Raw genomic sequence first — 19,243 nt, forward strand, 5'->3', positions numbered from 1 at the left:
GGGACCGATCACGGTTTCGCAACAGGCAAACCGCCGGCTTGACCACCAGGAGACATCATGCACCGCTTCACATCGCGCAGGCTCGCGCCTGCCTGCCTTGCCGTTGCTGCAATGCTTGCCGCCACGGGAGCCGTCCAGGCGCAGAGTGCGCAGGGCGGGAAGATCAAGGTAGGGTTCATGCTGCCCTATACGGGCACGTATGCGGCACTGGGCACGGCGATCGAAAACGGTTTCCGCATGTATGTGCAGCAGCAGGGGGGCAAGCTCGGCGGGCGCGATATCGAGTACTTCAAGGTTGACGACGAATCCGATCCCGCCAAGGCACCCGAGAACGCAACCAAGCTGATCAAGCGCGACCAGGTCGATGTAGTGGTGGGCACCGTGCATTCAGGCGTGCAGATGGGCATCGTCAAGGTGGCCAAGGAAAACAACACGCTGCTGATCATCCCGAATGCCGGCGTCGATGAGGCCACCGGCCCGCTGTGCGGTCCGAACATCTTCCGCTCGTCGTTCTCGAACTGGCAGCCCGGCTACGCCATGGGCCACGTGCTGGCCGAGCGGGGCATGAAAAAGGTTGTCACGCTGACCTGGAAATATGCGGCGGGAGAGCAATCAGTAAAGGGCTTTAAGGAGGCCTTCGAGAGCAAGGGCGGCAAGGTGGTGAAGGAGCTGAGCCTGCCGTTCCCGAACGTGGAGTTCCAGGCGCTGATCACGGAAGTGGCCGCGCTCAAGCCGGACGCCGTGTTCGTGTTCTTCGCGGGCGGCGGTGCGGTCAAGTTCGTCAAGGATTGGGCCGGCGCGGGGCTCAAGGACAAGATCCCGCTCTATGGCTCGGGCTTCCTCACGGATGGCACGCTCGAGGCGCAGGGAAATGCCGCGCAGGGTCTGGAAACCACGCTGCACTATGCGGATGGCCTGAGCAACGCGCGCGACAAGACCTTCCGCCTTGATTACGCCAAGACCTACAAGCTGCAGCCGGATGTGTATGCGGTGCAGGGCTATGACGCCGCGCAGTTGCTTGCCGCCGGGGCGAATGCGGTCAAGGGCGATATGTCCCGCAAGGCCGACGTCTACAAGGCCATGGAGACCGCCAAGGTGGACAGCCCGCGCGGTGCTTTCACGCTGTCGAAGGCGCATAACCCGGTGCAGGATTTCTACCTGCGCAAGGTAGATGGCCGCGAGAACAAGGTGAGCACCGTGGCGGTGAAGGCGCTGGCCGATCCGGCACGCGGTTGCCGTCTTTGATTCCCACCATCCTACCGGAATGAGGCCCGGTGCAGCGGCTTGCCGCGCGCCGGGCGTCCTCCCCCACGCAGCATGGACATCGTCTCCTTCCTGATCCAGTGCCTGAACAGCGTGCAGTACGGGCTGTTGCTGTTCCTCGTGGCAAGCGGCCTGACGCTGATCTTCGGCATCATGGGCGTCATCAACCTGGCGCATGGCAGCTTCTACATGCTCGGGGCCTACCTGGCATTCACGCTGGCCAGCCTGACCGGCAACCTGCTGATTGCCGTGCCGCTCGGCATCGTGCTGGCCGTGGCGTTCGGCTATGTGCTTGAGTGGGCGTTCTTCAGCTTCCTTTATGAGCGCGACCACCTGCAGCAGGTGCTGATGACCTACGGCCTGATCCTGGTGTTCGAGGAACTGCGCAGCATCCTGGTCGGTGACGACGTGCACGGTGTGTCGATTCCCGCGTTTCTCGACGGCGCGCTGCCGATCGGCAACGACATGACCTATCCGGTCTATCGCCTGTGCATCTCGGCGGTGTGCCTGCTGGTAGCAGCGGGCATGTACTACGTGATCCGCCGCACGCGGCTCGGCATGATGATCCGTGCCGGCGCGACCAATCGCGAAATGGTGCAGTCGCTCGGCATCAACGTGACGGTGCTCTACCGGGTGGTGTTCGCCCTCGGCGTGGCGCTGGCCGTGCTGGCGGGCATGATTGCCGCGCCGGTGTCGTCGGTGTACCCGGGCATGGGCGCGCAGGTGCTGATCGTGTGCTTCGTGGTGGTGGTGATCGGCGGCATCGGTTCGGTGAAGGGCGCGCTGGTGGCGTCGCTGTTGCTCGGCTTTGTCGATACCTTCGGCAAGGTGTTCTGGCAGGAAGCGTCAGGTGTGCTGATTTACCTGTTGATGGCGCTGATCCTGTCGTGGAAGCCGCAAGGCCTGTTCAAGGCGGGTTGATATGGATACCAAGCATTCCCTCGCGCCTTCGCATGGCAATGCGCGCGTCGCTTTCGCGTGGCTCGTGGCATTCGCCTTGCTGGCCAGCCTGCCGTTGCTGCTGACCGCCGACAGCCACAAGTTCTATATCGAGCTGCTGAGCAAGGTCATGATCATGGCGATCTTCGCGCTCTCGCTGCAGTTGCTGATCGGCTATACCGGGCTGGTGAGCCTGGGCCACGCTGCTTATTTCGCGGCCGCAGCCTATGCCACGGCGATCCTGGCACCCGAAGCGGGGCCCGGCAATGGTTGGCTGCTGCTCGCCGGCGCGCTCGGCGCGGCAGCGGCACTCGCGGTGCTGGTCGGCATGCTGGTGCTGCGCACGCGCGGCGTGTACTTCATCATGGTGACGCTGGCGTTCGCGCAGATGGTGTACTTCGTGTTCCACGACACCAAGATCGCCGGCGGTAGCGACGGCACCTACATCTACTTCCGCCCTGAATTTCCCGTACCCGGCACGCAGCAACTCACGGTCAACGATCCGAGCCACTTTTACTGGATGGTCTGGGCCGCCATGGGCGTGACCGTGGTTGTGCTAACACTGCTGCTGCGTTCACGCTTCGGCCACGCGCTGGTGGGTATCCGCCACAACGAACAGCGCATGCGCGCGGCGGGCTACGCCACGTACCGCTACCAGCTCGGCGCCTTTGTTGCGGGCGGCATGCTGGCCGGCCTCGCAGGGTTCCTGTACGCGATCCAGTTCGGCTTCGTGAATCCGGAGATCGCGTCCTGGCACCAGTCTGGCAACGCCATGCTGATGGTCATCCTGGGCGGTGTGGGCAGTCTGGCGGGTGCGGTGCTCGGTGCGTTTTCCTTCGTGCTGCTGGCCGAATGGTTCAGCACCATGACCAGGCACTGGCAGTTGCTGATGGGCGGCTTCATCATCGTCGCGGTGGCGCTGCTACCGCGCGGGCTGGTGAGCCTGCCGGCCGTGCTGCGCCAGAAGCATGGCGCATCGGGCGCGCGCAATGGCGGGACGGCAGGCGATGACGATGACACGGCGCAGGGCGCGGGCAGCAAAGGCCGCAGCGCGCGCAGTACGGAGGCCGCATGAGTACACCGGTATTGCAAGCCACGGGCCTGACGCGGCGTTTCGGCGGCCTGACGGCCGTGGCGGGCGTAGACCTGTCGCTGGGATTGCATGAGATCCATGCGGTGATCGGCACGAACGGCGCAGGCAAATCCACGCTGATCAACATGCTGTCCGGCGAACTGCCGCCGTCGGAGGGACACCTTCACCTGCAAGGGCGCGACGTGACCGGTTGGTCCCAGCCGCGGCTGGCGCGGCATGGCATTGGCCGCAGCTACCAGCGCAACAACATCTTCCTGCCGCTGACGGTGCGCGAGAACTGCCGGCTCGCGGCGCAATCGCGTGCCCAGCGTGCGTGGCGCTTGTGGGAAGGCGCACGCAATTGCCGCATGAGCGGCGCACTTGCCGATGAGGCGATGGAGCGTGCCGGTCTGGCAGCGCATGCAGGGCGGCTCGCCAGCGAACTTGCGCACGGCCAGAAGCGCCAGCTCGAAGTGGCCATGTGCCTGGCGACGCAGCCGGTTGCGCTGTTGCTCGACGAGCCGCTGGCCGGCATGGGCGCAGAGGAATCGTCGCGCATGCTGGGGCTGTTGCGAGGGCTGCGCGAGGGCCACGCGATCCTGCTGGTCGAGCACGATATGGATGCCGTGTTCTCGGTGGCCGATCGCATCACGGTGATGGTCAATGGCGCCGTGATCGCCAGCGGCACGCCTGATGAAATCCGCGCCAACCGCGAAGTGCAGCTGGCCTACCTGGGCGAGGCAGAAGACAGTGGGGTGCCCGCATGACGACCACCATGATCGAAGCCAGCGGCATCAATGCGTGGTACGGCTCAAGCCATATCCTTCGCGACGTGGAGTTCCGCGTCGGCGCGGGCGAGACCGTCGGCCTGCTCGGGCGCAATGGCATGGGCAAGAGCACGCTGCTGAGAACGCTGCTCGGCCATGTGCGCCAGCGCAGCGGCAATATCCGCGTGGCGGGGCGCGACGTCTCGCGCGCGCAGCCTTTCGAACTGGCGCGCCTCGGAGTCGCTTATGTGCCCGAAGGACGCGGCGTTTTTCCGAACCTGTCGGTGCGCGAGAACCTGATCATGGCGGCACGCAAGGGCTGCAACGGCCGCCACGACTGGGACGAAGCGCGCGTGCTCGACCTGTTCCCGCGGCTCAAGGAGCGCCTGGGCCACGGCGGCCAGCAACTTTCCGGCGGCGAGCAGCAGATGCTGTCGATCGGCCGCGCGCTGATGACCAACCCGGACTGCCTGGTGCTCGATGAAGCGACAGAAGGCCTGGCGCCGCGCATCGTGCGCGAGATATGGGAGGTTATCGCCACGGTCCGCACGACCGGCATTGCCTCCGTGGTGGTGGACCGCAACTTCCGCTCGGTGCTCGCCCATGCCGATCGCGTGGTCGTGCTGGAAAAGGGCCGCGTTGTCCTGACCGGCCCCGCTGCGGACCTCGCCGCCAAGCCCGAAGCGCTGGACCGCTACCTGGGCGTGTAGGGCGCCTCCAAAAGCGCCTGAAGCGCATCTTTCTGTAGCGGCATCGCAACGTCGTGCCAATGCCGACGGCGTCCCCGAGATTTGCTGGCAGGACTTGACCATCCGCCACTTCCCTCCCATGCTTGATGCGTTCCACCTGCGGTATAGGTGGCATCGTCAGTGGCCGGCGGGGCACAGTTCCTCTAGAATTGCGCCCAATTGTGCATTGCAATAGAACATCAGAAGAGGGAGGCGGCCAATCCGACGGCTGCTGTGTCTGGCCGGGTTTCGGGAGATCGATGTCTGCTCCGCGAACCGGTCCCAAAGACCAGAATTCATGACCACCCAATCCGCGACCACCGCCACTAGCCACTACTTTGTCGAGAATCCGAGCACGCGCGCGCTGGTGATCGGCGCCATCGGTGTCGTCTTCGGCGACATCGGCACCAGTCCGCTGTATTCGCTCAAGGAGTGCTTCAGCAAGGAGCACGGCATCCCGTTCAGTCCCGACGCCGTTCTGGGCATCATCTCGCTGCTGTTCTGGGCCATGACCATCGTGGTCTCGATCAAGTACGTGGTGTTTGTGATGCGCGCCGACAACAACGGCGAAGGCGGGGTGCTGGCGCTGATGGCGCTGGTACTGCGCACGGCGGCGCCACGCTCGCGCTGGGCCAAGGTTCTGATGATGCTGGGCATCTTCGGGGCATGCATGTTCTATGGCGATGCGGTGATCACACCGGCCATTTCGGTGTTGTCCGCCGTGGAGGGGCTGGAAATTGCCACACCACAGCTCTCGCGGTTCGTGATCCCGATCACGCTGGTCATTCTCGTGGCGCTATTCCTGATCCAGCGCAACGGCACATCGGTGGTGGGCAAGCTGTTCGGCCCGGTCATGGTGGTCTGGTTCGTGACGCTGGGGCTGCTCGGGCTATACAACCTGGTGCAGGCGCCGGAGATCCTCAAGGCCTTCAACCCGTACTACGGGATCTCGTTCCTGATCGCGCATTCGCTGCAGGCCTTTATCGTGCTGGGCTCGGTATTCCTGGTGCTGACCGGGGCGGAAGCCCTCTACGTCGACATGGGCCACTTCGGCGCGCGCCCGATCCGCTATGGCTGGTTCGTGCTGGTCATGCCGTGCCTGATCCTGAACTACTTCGGCCAGGGCGCCATGCTGTTGACGAACCCGGCTGGGGCCGAAAACCCGTTCTACCTGATGGTGCCGGAACCGCTGCTGATCCCGATGGTGGTGCTGGCGACCTGCGCCACGGTCATCGCCTCGCAGGCGGTGATCTCGGGCGCATTCTCGCTGACCAGCCAGGCCATCCAGCTCGGCTTCGTGCCGCGCATGCGCGTGCGCTACACCTCGGCGGCCGAGATCGGGCAGATCTACCTGCCGGTCATCAACTGGATCCTGCTGGTGCTGGTCGTGGCCGTGGTGATCTCGTTCAAGAAGTCGGAAAACCTGGCGGCGGCCTATGGCATTGCCGTGACCACGACCATGGTGATCACCACGTTCCTCGCGGCCGTGGTGATGCGCAACGTCTGGAAGTGGAACCCGGCGCTCGTGACGCTGCTCGGCTTGTCGTTCCTGCTCGTGGACCTGGCATTCTTCGCGGCGAACCTGCTGAAGGTTGCTGAAGGTGGCTGGTTCCCGCTGCTTCTCGGCAGCACAGCATTCTTCTTGCTGATGACGTGGTATAGCGGCCGCAAGCTGCTGCGTGCGCGCAGCCTCGAAGACGGCATTCCGCTGGAGCCGTTCATTGCCGGCCTGCTCGCACATCCGCCGCATCGCGTCGAGGGCACGGCGGTGTTCCTGACCGGCAATACCGAGTCGGTGCCGGTGTCGCTGTTGCACAACCTCAAGCACAACCGCGTGCTGCATGAGCGGGTGGTCTTCCTGAGCTTTGTCACGCGCGATATTCCGTATGTCGACGACGAGCAACGCCTGAGCTGCAAGGACCTTGGCGGCGGTGTGTTCATCCTGAAGTCGGATTACGGTTTCAAGGAGACTCCTGACGTGCACAAGGTGCTGGACCTCGCGCAGCGCAAGCTGGGCATGCATTTCGAGCTGATGGAGACCTCGTTCTTCATCGCGCGCGAATCGGTGATCCCGTCCAAGCTGCCGGGGATGTCGATGTGGCGCGAAAGCTTGTTCGCGTGGATGCATCAGAACGGCGCCAAGCCGTCGGACTTCTTCCAGATTCCGGCCAACCGCGTGGTCGAACTCGGCACGAAGGTCGAAATCTGACGAGCCCGTGCAGGCAGTACGAAGCCCCCGCCAGGTGCGAACCTGCGGGGGCTTTGTCTTTGAGGCCGTTCACGCGGCCATGGCGGGTGACGACTGGAGAGGGACAGGAAAACGTCCTTGTACAGCTCGGGACAGGTCCTGCGCCGTGCCGTTGATGGCGCGGGAGGGACAAGGCGGGAGTGTAAGTCCCGCGCTCGGCCTAGTCGCTTAGTTGACCAGCGTGCGGGCGTCGACGACGTGGTCGCGATACGCCTCGAAGATCCGGCGCAGCGCCTGTTCCATCGTCACCTCGGGCTTCCAGCCGAGTTCCTGCATGGTGTTGTCGATCTTCGGCACGCGGTGCTGCACGTCCTGGTAGCCCTTGCCGTAGAAGTCGCCCGACGAGGTCTCGACGATTTGCGTCTTGCGCGCTTCCTCGGCGTATTCGGGATAGTCGGCGGCCATCTTCAGCATCATCTCGGCGAGCTCGCGCACCGAGTGGATGTTGGACGGGTTGCCGATATTGAAGATCTTGCCCGTGGCGATGCCGTTCGGGTTCTCGATGATGCGCATCAGCGCCGAGATGCCGTCCGAGATATCGGCAAACGCACGCTTCTGCTCGCCGCCGTCGACGAGCTTGATCGGCTCGCCGCGCACGATGTGGCCGAGGAACTGCGTGACCACGCGCGACGAACCTTCCTTCGATTCGAAGATCGAGTCGAGTCCCGCACCGATCCAGTTGAACGGGCGGAAGAGCGTGTAGTTCAGGCCTTGCTCCATGCCATAGGCATGGATCACGCGATCCATGAGCTGCTTGGAGCAGGCGTAGATCCAGCGCGGCTTGTTGATCGGACCGTAGATCAGCGGCGACGACTCGGGATCGAATTCGTCGTCGGCGCACATGCCGTAGACCTCGGAGGTCGACGGGAACACCAGGTGCTTGCCGTACTTCACGGCGGCGCGCACGATCGGCAGGTTCGCTTCGAAGTCGAGCTCGAACACACGCAGCGGCTGACGCACGTACGTGGCCGGCGTGGCGATGGCCACCAGCGGCAGCACCACGTCGCACTTGCGGATGTTGTACTCGATCCACTCCTTGTTGATGGTGATGTCACCTTCAAAGAAGTGCATGCGCGGATGGTCGACGAGGTCACCGAGGCGGTCGGACGACATGTCCATGCCGTAGACCTCCCACGACGTCGTTTCCAGGATGCGGCGCGTCAAGTGGTGGCCGATGAAGCCGTTGACGCCGAGGATGAGGACTTTCTTGCCTTGCATGGAATTGGGTTGTTGCATGGGTTAAGCGTAAGGGGTGCCGGGCGCTTGGTGCTTCAGCGCTGCGGTGCCGGAGGATTCACGGCGAAGTTGGTAACGGCTACACGGCGCCAGTCCCGCGCCACCACGTACATGGGCGCGTGCTGGCTGAGCTCGTCGAACGTCTGCGGCGACATGATTGCCAGGGCGGGCTTGCCGTCCTGCCACTCTGACAGGAACGCCGCGGTGGTCGGCAGCCATTTCTGCGGCTCCTGGGTAACGCCGAACTCGAGTTCGTCGGGGCGTTCGACCATGACCAGCGGGTGGCGCAGATAGAACGGCAGCGTATGGTCTAGCACACGCACGCCATAGAACTTCATATCGGGGCGAAGTACGCGTGCAAGCGGCTGAATCATGTCGATGCCCGATGCGGAGCGGCCGATGACTTCATGGCCCAGCAGCGCGGCCGTGAACGCTGTGCACATGCCGAGTGCGTAGACCGTGATGCTTGCGAGCAAACCACGCCGCTCCAGCAGCCAGCGCGCAACCAGCGTGCTGGCGATGATCATCGCGAACGCCACGGCGGCCCAGATGGCGTAGGCCCGATACAGCGCATTTGGCGTGTTGTTGGAGTTGAGCGTCGCCACGATGGGGCTGGCCAGCAGGCCGATGGCGCCAATGGCCAGTCCAGCCAGCAACTGCCTGCGCCAGGAGCGCTCGGAGATGGTATCCAGGGCTGCGCCGGCAATGATGCCCAGTGCCGGGAAGATTGGCAGGATATAGCCGGGCAGCTTCGAGCGCGACAGGCTGAAGAACACGAAGATGACAATCGCCCAGACCGCAGCGAGCAGTGCAGGCTGGAAGGGCCGCGCCGCGGTGCCGCGTTCCACGCCAGCGCGCTCGCGCACCGCCTGCCACATGCGCGGAAACAGGCCCAGCCAGGGCAGGAAGCCGGCGATCACAAGCGGTACGAAATAGAGCAGGGGCCCCTTGCGTGAATGTACGGTCGACGTGTAGCGCTCCCAGTGCTCATGAATGAAGAAGAAGCGCAGGAATTCCGGATTGCGTTCGGACACGAGCCAGAACCACGGTACGGCAACCAGTAGCATCAGCGCGATGCCGCTCACGAGATGCAGGCGGCGCCACAGGGCAAAGTCACGGCTGACGAGCGTGTAGATCACCAGCACCAGGCCGGGCAGGGCGATGCCTACGAGTCCCTTGGTCAGGATCGCCACGCCCATCGCGACCCAGCACGCCAGCATCCAGTTGCGGCGTGCGGCCGGGCTGGCCTGCGGGTGCTGGGCCAGCAGCATGAATGCGAGCACGCAGGCCATGGCGCCGGAAAGTGTCATGTCCAGCGTGTTGAAGTGCGCCGCCACGCTCCACATCGGCGCAGCGACGAGCACCAGGCCCGTGAGCAGGGCTGCACGGGCGCCAAACCAGCGATTTGCAGCCAGCATCGAAGCCAGCAAGCCGATGGCGCCGGCCAGGGCGACACACAAGCGCGCCTGCCACTCACCGATACCGAACAGCGAATACGACAGCGCCGTCACCCACATGTGAAACGGCGGCTTTTCGAAGTATTTCAGGTCGTTGTAGCGAATGGTCACCCAGTCGCCACTCACGAACATCTCGCGCGCGATTTCGGCGTACCGTCCTTCGTCCGGGCCGATCAGGTGGCGCATACCGAGCGTGCCGAACCACAGTAGCGCGATCAGCACGCAGACGCTGGCGAGCACGATCAGCGGAACGCCGCCGAAGCGGCGCCTGTGCCAGGGTTGTGCGGCTTGTGCGGCAAGCACTTCCTGCTTCGTCAGGCGATCGGAACCTTGAAACATCAAAAAAAGGGGGCTGGCGTGGCGGATCGGGGGCCGGAAACCGGGCGGTGCCGTGCGGCAAACAGTGTCGCGTGAACGGCGGGACGGCGGCTCGTTCAGGGCAACAGCGAAGGATAAGTGACGAACCTTAATGGCAGATTAAGGAATACTATGCAAAATGTCGACTGCTCGACTTGCCAGGCTTCATTGCCGCGGATTGGCCTATATCTTTAAAAGCATAAAAGCAGGCCTGGAAATGAGAATACTTATTGTTGAAGACGACCCCATGCTGGGTGATGGCCTGTTGCATGGCCTGCAGCTCGTGGGATACGTCGTCGACTGGTTCACCACGGGTGCAGAGGGCGATCATGCACTTGGCATGGTGCACTACGATGCTGCCGTGCTCGACCTTGGACTGCCGGGCGACGACGGCATGACGTGGCTGCGGCGCTGGCGCGAGCGCGGCTGCCAGATCCCGGTGCTGGTACTCACGGCGCGTGACGCCATCGAGAGCCGCATCAGCGGCCTGGATTCGGGGGCCGACGATTATCTGGTCAAGCCGATTTCGCTGGATGAACTTGCCGCCCGGCTGCGCGCCATGACGCGCCGCGCCGCCGGAAACTCCGCGCCTGTCTGGCGGCACGGCGCACTTGAATTCCACCCGGCCGCCAAGCAGGCCCTCTGGCACGGCAAGCCCGTGGACCTGACCAGCCGCGAGGCGATGCTGCTCGAACTGCTGCTGGCCCACCCGAACCGCCTGCTGACGCGCGATTTTCTGCGCGACAAGCTCTATGACTGGCAGGGCGGCCTCGAAAGCAACACGCTGGAGGTGCATATCCACCACCTGCGCCGCAAGATCCATCCGAAGATCGTCCGCACATTCCGTGGCGCGGGCTACACGCTCGGTGCTGCCGAGGACTGCGCATGACGCTGCAGCGGCGCCTGATCCTGGCCGTGCTGATCGCGGCCCCGGTGGTGTGGCTGCTGACCATCGGCATGACCTACGTGCGTGCGCGCCACGAAATCAACGAGTTGTACGACACTGACATGGTGCGCATGGCGATGCAGATGCATTCGCTGGTGCCGCTGGTCGACATCACCGCCGCGCCGTCGCGGGCACGGCTGCCGGCTGCGGCGGAAGGCGATCAGGGCGATGCAGGCCTCGGCGACATGGCTATTGCTGCCTGGCTGCCCGATGGCACGCCCATGCACATCGATCCGGACGGGGATCGCCTGCCGCCCGCGCAAGGCGTGAAGGGCTTTACCGACCGGCGCATCGACGGCCATCGCTGGCGCTTGTATTACCTGGATGACGACGTCAGCGGCTGGCGTGTTTGCATCGGCCAGAAGCTGGGCGAGCGCAACGAGCTGATCCTGTCCTATATCGCGGCACAGGTGCTGCCGTGGGCGGTGGGCCTGCCCGTGCTCATCGGTGTACTGATTCTGTTCATGCGGCGCGCGATGGCGCCCGTGCGGGAGCTTTCCGCAGAAATCGAGAGCCGTTCTCCGCACGACCCGCGGCCATTGGGTCTGGCGGGCGTGCCCGGCGAACTGGTGCCGCTGGTCAACGCCATGAACCGGCTGCTGGTGCGCGTCTCCGATTCGCTCGAGCACGAGCGGCGCCTTACGGCCGATGCCGCACACGAGATGCGCACGCCGCTGGCCGCGCTCAAGGCCCAGTGGGAAATCGCACGGCGCTCGCCGGACGAGAGCGAACGCGCCCGCGCGCGTGCCAATGTGGAGTCCGGCATCGATCGCATGAGCCGGCTGGTGTCGCAGTTGCTGACCATGAGCCGGCTCGAAGATGCGTCGGAGCTGGCCTTGCTGGAAGACGTGAACTGGCAATCGATTGCGCAGCAGGCGCTGTCGGATTGCCTCGCTTTGGCGCAGCGCAGGAAGATCGATGTGGAATTGATCTGGCCATCAGCGCACATAGCGCCGCTTCCGTTGGCGGGCGACCCGAATCTGCTTGGGCTGATGCTGCGGAATCTGCTGGACAATGCGATTCGCTACAGCCCGGCGGGGGCGATGGTCACCATGGATTTTCGGGCTGACGGCATTGTGGTGTGTGATGAGGGGCCTGGTGTGGCCCCTGAGGTGCTGGCACGGCTGGGTGATCGCTTTTTTCGCGGAAGCGGCCAGCGCGAGCAGGGGCATGGGTTGGGGATTTCCATTGCGCAGCGCGTTGCGCGGTTGCATGGACTGGCAATTACATTTGCGAATCGCGGCGATGGCCGCAACGGCCTGATGGTTCGCATCTTCCGTTGTGCCGGGCAGTCATAAAAAACGCCCCGGGCGGCAGCAGCCGCGCGGGGCGTCCTTCAACAACAGTATTGGCCAGGCAGCTTAGCGCTTGAGCTTGGCGAATGCCGCCGCCATGGCGCCGGCTGGTTCTGCTTCGCGGCGGTTGCCGCCATTGCCGAAGCTCTTGCCACCGCCGGGCCGCTGGCCACCACGGTCACCCGACGACGGTCGCGACGAGGTCTGTCCGGGCTCGTCATCCAGCCGCATGCTCAGCCCGATGCGATTGCGCTTGACGTCCACCTCCATCACCTTGACCTTGACGATCTGGCCAGCCTTGACCACCTCGTGCGCATCCTTGACGAATTTGTTCGACAACGCCGAGATATGCACGAGACCGTCCTGGTGCACGCCGATGTCCACGAATGCGCCAAAGGCCGCCACGTTGGTGACCACGCCTTCCAGGATCATGCCCGGTTGCAAATCCTTCACGTCTTCGACGCCTTCCTGGAAGGTCGCGGTCTTGAACTCGGGGCGCGGGTCACGGCCCGGTTTTTCGAGTTCGGTGAGGATGTCGCGCACGGTCGGCAGGCCGAACGATTCGTCGGTGAACTGCGCCGGCGACACGCCGCGCAGGGCCTCGCGGTTGCCCATGACGTCCGACAGGCCCTTCTTGATATGGTCCAGGATGCGCTTGACCACCGGATAGGCCTCCGGGTGCACCGACGAGCGATCCAGCGGGTTGTCGCCGTTGTTGACGCGCAGGAAGCCGGCGGCCTGCTCGAAGGTCTTGTCGCCGAGGCGCGGCACCTTCTTCAGCGCTTCGCGATTGGTGAAGGCACCGTTGGCGTCGCGGTACTCGACGATATTGCGCGCCAGCACGGTGTTCAGGCCTGACACACGCGCCAGCAGCGGGGCCGAGGCGGTGTTCACATCGACGCCCACGGCGTTCACGCAGTCCTCGACCACGGCATCGAGCGTGCGGGCCAGCTCGCGTTGGTTCACGTCATGCTGGTACTGGCCGACGCCGATTGATTTCGGATCGATCTTCACGAGTTCGGCCAGCGGATCCTGCAGGCGGCGCGCAATCGATACGGCGCCGCGCAGCGACACGTCGAGATCCGGGAATTCCTTCGCGGCCAGTTCCGATGCGGAGTACACCGATGCGCCGGCCTCGCTGACGACGATCTTGGTCAGCTTGAGGTCGGGCGCCTGGCGCATCAGGTCCTGCACCAGCTTGTCGGTTTCGCGGCTGGCCGTGCCGTTGCCGATCGAGACCAGCGCCACGCCATGCTGCTTGGCCATGCGCGCGAGCGTGGCCAGCGAGCCGTTCCAGTCGCGGCGCGGCTCATGCGGGTAGATGGTCGCGGTTTCGAGCAGCTTGCCGGTGGTGTCCACCACAGCGATCTTGCAGCCGGTGCGGATGCCGGGGTCGACGCCCATCACCGCCTTGGGACCGGCCGGCGCGGCGAGCAGCAGTTCGTGCAGGTTGCGGCCGAACACCTTGATGGCTTCGCCTTCGGCGGTTTCGCGCAACTGGGTCAGCAGTTCGGTTTCCAGATGCGGCTGCACCTTGACGCGCCAGCACCAGCGGCACACGTCGCCGAGCCACTTGTCGGCGGGGCGGCCCTGATTCTGGATGCCCACGTGGCGCGCAATCATGCCTTCGCACGGGTGCGGCACCAGCGCATCCTGTTCTTCGCCCAGGCCCAGCTTGACCATCAGCACGCCCGCATTGCGGCCACGGAACAGCGCCAGTGCGCGGTGCGACGGCACGGTGCGGATGGTTTCGCTGTACTGGTAGTAGTCGCGGAACTTCTCTTCCTCGGCGGTTTCCTTGCCCTCCATCACCGTGGAGCTGACGACGCCGTTGCTCCACAAGTGTTCGCGCAGCTTGCCCAGCAGTTCCGCGGTTTCGCCGAACTGCTCGGAAAGGATGTCGCGCGCGCCATCCAGCGCAGCCTTGACGTCGGGCACGCCGCCGTCGGCGGTCGGATTTCCGTTGACGTACTTGGCAGCTTCGGCCTGCGGGTCTAGCGTGGGGTCGGCCAGCAGTGCCTGGGCCAGCGGCTCCAGCCCGCATTCGCGTGCGATCTGCGCGCGCGTGCGGCGCTTGGGCTTGTAGGGCAGGTACAGGTCTTCCAGCGTCTGCTTGGTCTGGGCGCCTTCAATGGCTGTGCGCAGTTCCGGCGTCAGCTTGCCTTGCTCTTCGATCGAGGCAAGGATCGCCAGGCGCCGGTCTTCCATGTCGCGCAGGTACAGCAGGCGCTCTTCCAGCGTACGGAGCTGGGTGTCGTCCAGGTTGCCCGTGACTTCCTTGCGGTAACGGGCGATGAAGGGCACGGTCGAGCCTTCGTCGAGCAGTTCCACGGCCGCCGCTACCTGGCGGGGTTGAACGGTGAGTTCAGCCGCGATGAGCGACACAATCTTTTGCGAAACGGATGCGGGCAGATTGGACATCGGGAAATCGGTCTGTCGAAAGCGGTCAGTCGAAAGCGGGGCATTTTGCCACAAGCTGGCGGATATCCCCCACGGAAGTAGGCCTGATTCAGTCTGTGTATCCCGCGAGACGCCGCCGCACTGGCCGCCAAGGCGCGTGGCAGGCCGGATGCTAGAATTCGGGCATGACCTTCAAGCCCCATCCGGCCGTCGCGCCCGCCATGCCGATGGCCGTCCGCGACACGGCACTCCTGGCCATGTTTCCTGCCGCACGCCTGTTCCGCTCCGCCCCGCGCCATGCCGGGCGAATGACCCTGCCTGCACGCCTGTTCGCCGCCGCCGCGCTGTGGCTGACCCTGGTCGGCGCAGGTACGCTGGCGCCGCTTTCTGATAGCGCTGCGCAAGCTTCCGCGCCGGTAGCGGCGGGCGCCGTTGCACCGCGTGATTTTGCCGCCGAACGCAAGGCCATCGGCGATTCGCGCGCGTGGACGAACTACCGCTTTGCCACGGCCGAACGTGCCTGCTACGACAAATTCTTCGTCACTAGCTGCATCGACAAGGCGAAGGAAGTCCAGCGGCAGGAACTGCAGGTGCTGCGCCAGCGCGAACTGGAAGTGGGGGATGCCGAACGTGCCCAACGCGCGGCCGACCGTGACCGCGAACAGGCCTTGCGCCGGGCTGAATACGAAGCAGGTCAGCCGCAGCGCAGCGCGAATGAGAAAGCCAGCCGCGAGTCCTTCGATAAGAAACAGCAGGATCAGCAACTGCGCGACGCGCAGCGGCAGGCCGATGCGCCGAAGCGTTCGGCCAACGCGCAGGCCTACCAGCAGAAGCAGGCAGACTTCGACGCCCGCATGCGCGAGGCCCAGCAGAAGGGTGCCGAGCAGGCGCGCCAGCGCGAAGAAAACGTGAAGGCCTACGACGCCAAGCAGCGCGAAGCCGAACAGCGCCAGAAAGACCTGGACGAGCGGCGCGCCAAGGCGAAGGAACAGCAGGGCCAGGCGTCGGCGCCGCGTCCCTTCGGCTTCTGAGCCGGAGCGGGCCGCGCCAGCCTGTCCCGGCAGAGGCGGTGGGGGAAATACATATGGACACTAACCTGAACACCCTCGAGCGGCAGATCATTGAACTGCAAATCGAGCACCGCGACCTGGATTCGCTGATCGACCGGCTCGCCGAGGATCCCGCCCATGACGAACTGCAGCTCAGGCGGCTGAAGAAACGCCGCCTCAAGCTGAAGGACGCCATCACCCTGCTGCAACTGCAGCTCGAACCCGACGTGCCGGCCTGAGCGCCGCTGCGCCGACGTAGTCTGCGCCGCATGGCGCGCTATCCCGCTATCCCGCCATCCCGAGCCTTACCAGCCTTGACCACCGTTACCGAGCCGACCGACCTGCCAGAGCCGAACGCAGATACCGACATCGACGCCGCCGTCTCTGCCGTCGCCGCCGATAACCCGGTCCCGGCGCAGACTGAACTGGTTCCCGCGTCCGCGGTGCCTGCCGACCACGCCAGCGAACTGGCAAGGATTTTTGCCGACACCGGCACCCTGGCGCAGGGCATCCCGGGCTATCGTCCGCGCGCCTCGCAGCAGAAGATGGCCGAAGCCGTTGCAGGAGCGATCGAAGCGAGCGACACGGTGATCGTCGAAGCCGGGACGGGCACGGGCAAGACCTTTGCCTACCTTGTGCCTGCCATGCTGTGGGGCGGCAAGGTCATCCTGTCCACGGGAACGAAGAACCTTCAGGACCAGCTCTTCCTGCGCGACATTCCGACCGTGCGGCGCGCGCTGAATGTGCCGATCTCGGTATCGCTGCTCAAGGGGCGCGCCAACTACCTGTGCCACTATCACCTCGAGCGCGCGGAGGCCAATGGCCGGCTCGCGTCCAAGCAGGATGCCGCGTGGCTGCGGGAAATCGCACGCTTTGCCAAGGTCACGTCGTCTGGCGACAAGGCCGAACTGGCCGCGGTGCCCGAGAACGCGCCCGTGTGGCAGATGGTGACTTCCACGCGTGACAACTGCCTCGGATCGGAGTGCCCGAACTACAAGGACTGCTTCGTCATGCGGGCGCGCAAGGAAGCCCAGCAGGCGGACGTGGTCGTGGTGAACCACCACCTGTTCTTTGCCGATGTCGTGCTGCGCGACAGCGGCATGGCCGAACTGCTGCCCGCGGCGAACACGATCATCTTCGACGAAGCGCACCAGTTGCCCGATACGGCGACGCTGTTCTTCGGCGAAACGCTGTCGACGAGCCAGTTGCTCGAAATCTGCCGCGATACCGTGGCCGAAGGGCTTTCGCACGCGCGCGACGCAGTGGATTGGGTCGGTATCGCGGCGCCGCTAGAGCGTGCCACGCGCGATCTGCGCCTGGCATTTGGCAAGGAGAACGCGCGGCTGGCACTGGGACAGATCGAGGCGGACCGGCGCATCGGCGAACCGTTCTTCGACACGCTCGACGCGCTCGAAGAGGCGCTGTCGACTTTCGTCGAGCATCTCGAAAGCCAGGCCGAACGTGCCGAGACGCTGCAGCAATGCCACCGCCGCGCGGTAGAATTGCAACAGCGCCTCGAAGCATGGCGGGACGAAGGCAAGGCCTTTGAGACACCCGCGCCGCAAGCGCCGGACAGCGGCGGAAACGCCGCGCCGGAAGCCGATGCGCCGCCGCCTCCTGCCGCGCCCGCGCAGTTCGGGCCGGACACGGTGCGCTGGGTGGAGGTCTTTTCGCATACGGTGCAATTGCATCGCACGCCGCTTTCGATCGCGCCGATCTTCACGCGCCAGCGCGAAGGCCACCCGCGCGCCTGGGTGTTCACGTCGGCCACGCTGTCGGTAAAGGGCAACTTCACGCACTACGCCGCGCAACTTGGGCTCAACAAGGACAACTCGCTGACGCTGCCGAGCCCGTTCGACTACGGCAAGCAGGGGCTGCTCTACGTGCCGCGCGACATGCCGCCGCCGAACTCACCCCAGTTCACGGACGCCGTGGTGCAGGCGGCGCTGCCGCTGATCGAGGCTGCCGGCGGCCGCACGTTCCTGCTGTGCACGACCTTGCGGGCCGTACAGCGCGCGTCTGACCTGCTTTACGACGCCTTTGCCGAGCGTGGCCTGGAATTGCCGCTGCTCGTGCAGGGCCAGGCCAGCCGCACGGAATTGCTCGACCGCTTCCGCGAACTTGGCAATGCTGTGCTGGTGGGCAGCCAGAGTTTCTGGGAAGGCGTGGATGTGCGCGGCGAGGCGCTGTCGCTCGTGATCATCGACAAGCTGCCGTTCGCGCCGCCCGATGATCCGGTACTGGCCGCGCGCATGGAGGTGCTGCAGAAGAAGGGACTCAGCCCGTTCGCGGTCCACCAGTTGCCGCATGCCGTCATCACGCTGAAGCAGGGCGCGGGGCGGCTGATCCGCTCGGAATCTGATCGTGGCGTGCTGGCCATCTGTGACACACGGCTGGTCGAAAAGCCCTATGGCCGCCAGATCTGGCAAAGCCTGCCGCCGTTCACGCGCACGCGTGAGGCGCCGACCGTCGTACGCTTCCTGGAGTCCTTGAGGGAAGGGAAGAAAGGCGAGGCACAGGCGCAGCCGGACTGAGCGGCTTCGCCGATCCGGTCCGCGATCCGGGCCGGACAACGAGAAACGGGGCAGATCCTTGCGGATCTGCCCCGTTTTGTATGAGCCGCGGAATCAGTGCCCCGCGTCCTTACCGATCAGAACACTTCCCACCAGGACTTGTCCTTGCGGCGCTCGCCGTACTTGATGTAGTCGCTGTTCGGGAAGTTGCGCTCCATCACGCGGGCGGTATCGTCACGCAGATCCTTCATGCCGAGCGAGTCGTACGAGCGGATCATGATGTACAGCGCTTCCTCGTTGGCGGGCGCGCCGTCATAGTCCTTGAGTGCCTGCTGCGCGCGGTTGACCGCCGCCAGGTAGGCGCCGCGCTTGTAGTAGTAGCGCGCCGCATGGACTTCGTGCTGGGCCAGCGAGTTGACGATGTACTGCATGCGCGCAGCGGCGTCAGGCGTGTACTTGCTGTCGGGGAAGCGCGTGACCAGCGTGTTGAAGGCGTCGTACGCCGCGCGGGCCGCCTTCGGGTCGCGCTCGCTGAGATCCTGGCCGGAGAAGCGGCCCAGCCAGCCCAGGTTGTCGTTGAAGTTGATCAGGCCCTTGAGGTAGTAGGCGTAATCGATATTGGGATGGCTCGGGTGCAGCTGGATGAAGCGGTCCACCGCGGCCAGTGCCGCTGCGGTCTCGCCGTCCTTGTAGCTGGCGTAGGCGGTGTCGATCTGGGCTTGCTGCGCGTAGCGGCCGAACGGATAGCGGCCTTCGAGCTTTTCATACAGCTTCACGGCACGGGAATAGTCGCCGCCATCGAGGGCGTCCTTGGCTTCCGAATATAATTTGTTGGCCGACCAGCCAGCGGTCTCGTCGGGTTGGTCAGCAAGCAGGCCGCATGCCGACAGCATGACGCAGCCGCCTGCGAGCAGAATCGCTCCAAATCGCGCGCGCCAATTGGCGCGCTTCATGCTCAGCAATTGCATGGGCA

At 64.8% G+C, this 19,243-nt stretch carries 15 protein-coding genes; 11 read left to right on the plus strand and 4 right to left on the minus strand.

Annotated features, from left to right (window positions below):
- Positions 1-57 precede the first annotated feature (57 nt).
- From ACIGJG_RS06895 to ACIGJG_RS06920, 6 genes are all read left to right on the plus strand, one after another.
- Complete coding sequence (locus ACIGJG_RS06895) at positions 58-1,245, plus strand: ABC transporter substrate-binding protein (protein ID WP_011297499.1); 1,188 nt, start codon at positions 58-60, stop codon at positions 1,243-1,245.
- Between the two features lie 72 nt (positions 1,246-1,317).
- Complete coding sequence (locus tag ACIGJG_RS06900; RefSeq protein WP_483672934.1) at positions 1,318-2,184, plus strand: branched-chain amino acid ABC transporter permease; 867 nt, start codon at positions 1,318-1,320, stop codon at positions 2,182-2,184.
- A 1-nt stretch (position 2,185) separates the two neighbouring features.
- Entirely contained in the window at positions 2,186-3,277 is a 1,092-nt protein-coding gene (locus ACIGJG_RS06905; protein WP_011297501.1) for a branched-chain amino acid ABC transporter permease, read from the plus strand.
- Positions 3,274-4,041 carry an ABC transporter ATP-binding protein gene (locus ACIGJG_RS06910; protein WP_011297502.1) on the plus strand — a complete coding sequence of 256 codons (768 nt, stop codon included), beginning with the start codon at positions 3,274-3,276 and terminating at the stop codon, positions 4,039-4,041. The genes ACIGJG_RS06905 and ACIGJG_RS06910 overlap by 4 nt, the downstream gene beginning before the upstream one ends.
- The gene (locus ACIGJG_RS06915) at positions 4,038-4,751 is read left to right on the plus strand and encodes an ABC transporter ATP-binding protein (protein WP_011297503.1); all 714 of its coding nucleotides are present in this window, start codon (positions 4,038-4,040) and stop codon (positions 4,749-4,751) included. Before ACIGJG_RS06910 ends, ACIGJG_RS06915 begins: the two co-directional genes overlap by 4 nt.
- 316 nt (positions 4,752-5,067) lie before the next feature.
- Positions 5,068-6,978, plus strand: coding sequence for a potassium transporter Kup (locus tag ACIGJG_RS06920; protein WP_011297504.1), 1,911 nt, complete (start codon positions 5,068-5,070; stop codon positions 6,976-6,978).
- 207 nt (positions 6,979-7,185) lie between these two features.
- Here the strand turns inward: ACIGJG_RS06920 and ACIGJG_RS06925 are convergent, their stop codons facing one another.
- Positions 7,186-8,235: a bifunctional UDP-4-keto-pentose/UDP-xylose synthase gene (locus tag ACIGJG_RS06925; protein WP_049796413.1), complete on the minus strand. Its 1,050-nt coding sequence runs from the start codon at positions 8,233-8,235 to the stop codon at positions 7,186-7,188.
- A gap of 53 nt (positions 8,236-8,288) precedes the next feature.
- The gene (locus ACIGJG_RS06930; protein ID WP_011297506.1) at positions 8,289-10,049 is read right to left on the minus strand and encodes a glycosyltransferase family 39 protein; all 1,761 of its coding nucleotides are present in this window, start codon (positions 10,047-10,049) and stop codon (positions 8,289-8,291) included.
- 235 nt (positions 10,050-10,284) lie between these two features.
- Between ACIGJG_RS06930 and ACIGJG_RS06935 the strand changes: the two genes are divergently transcribed.
- Positions 10,285-10,956 carry a response regulator gene (locus tag ACIGJG_RS06935; protein WP_041679564.1) on the plus strand — a complete coding sequence of 224 codons (672 nt, stop codon included), beginning with the start codon at positions 10,285-10,287 and terminating at the stop codon, positions 10,954-10,956.
- Entirely contained in the window at positions 10,953-12,311 is a 1,359-nt protein-coding gene (locus ACIGJG_RS06940) for an ATP-binding protein (protein WP_011297508.1), read from the plus strand. Before ACIGJG_RS06935 ends, ACIGJG_RS06940 begins: the two co-directional genes overlap by 4 nt.
- Before the next feature lie 63 nt (positions 12,312-12,374).
- On the opposite strand, the gene ACIGJG_RS06945 is transcribed toward ACIGJG_RS06940, so the two are convergent.
- Entirely contained in the window at positions 12,375-14,729 is a 2,355-nt protein-coding gene (locus ACIGJG_RS06945; RefSeq protein ID WP_140952175.1) for a Tex family protein, read from the minus strand.
- A gap of 164 nt (positions 14,730-14,893) precedes the next feature.
- On the opposite strand from ACIGJG_RS06945, the gene ACIGJG_RS06950 reads away from it, so the two are divergent.
- Genes ACIGJG_RS06950 through yoaA form a run of 3 tightly spaced genes read left to right on the plus strand, consistent with a single transcriptional unit; the run spans position 14,894 to position 18,291 of the window.
- Positions 14,894-15,739 carry a hypothetical protein gene (locus ACIGJG_RS06950; RefSeq protein ID WP_011297510.1) on the plus strand — a complete coding sequence of 282 codons (846 nt, stop codon included), beginning with the start codon at positions 14,894-14,896 and terminating at the stop codon, positions 15,737-15,739.
- A 53-nt stretch (positions 15,740-15,792) separates the two neighbouring features.
- Positions 15,793-15,996: a YdcH family protein gene (locus tag ACIGJG_RS06955; RefSeq protein WP_011297511.1), complete on the plus strand. Its 204-nt coding sequence runs from the start codon at positions 15,793-15,795 to the stop codon at positions 15,994-15,996.
- Between the two features lie 30 nt (positions 15,997-16,026).
- Positions 16,027-18,291 carry a DNA repair helicase YoaA gene (gene yoaA / locus ACIGJG_RS06960; RefSeq protein WP_011297512.1) on the plus strand — a complete coding sequence of 755 codons (2,265 nt, stop codon included), beginning with the start codon at positions 16,027-16,029 and terminating at the stop codon, positions 18,289-18,291.
- 116 nt (positions 18,292-18,407) lie between these two features.
- Here yoaA and ACIGJG_RS06965 read toward each other — a convergent pair whose 3' ends face one another.
- Positions 18,408-19,238 carry an outer membrane protein assembly factor BamD gene (locus ACIGJG_RS06965; protein WP_041679567.1) on the minus strand — a complete coding sequence of 277 codons (831 nt, stop codon included), beginning with the start codon at positions 19,236-19,238 and terminating at the stop codon, positions 18,408-18,410.
- Between the last annotated feature and the right edge of the window lie 5 nt (positions 19,239-19,243).

The organism is Cupriavidus sp. C1SS-2L (genome assembly GCF_057073735.1).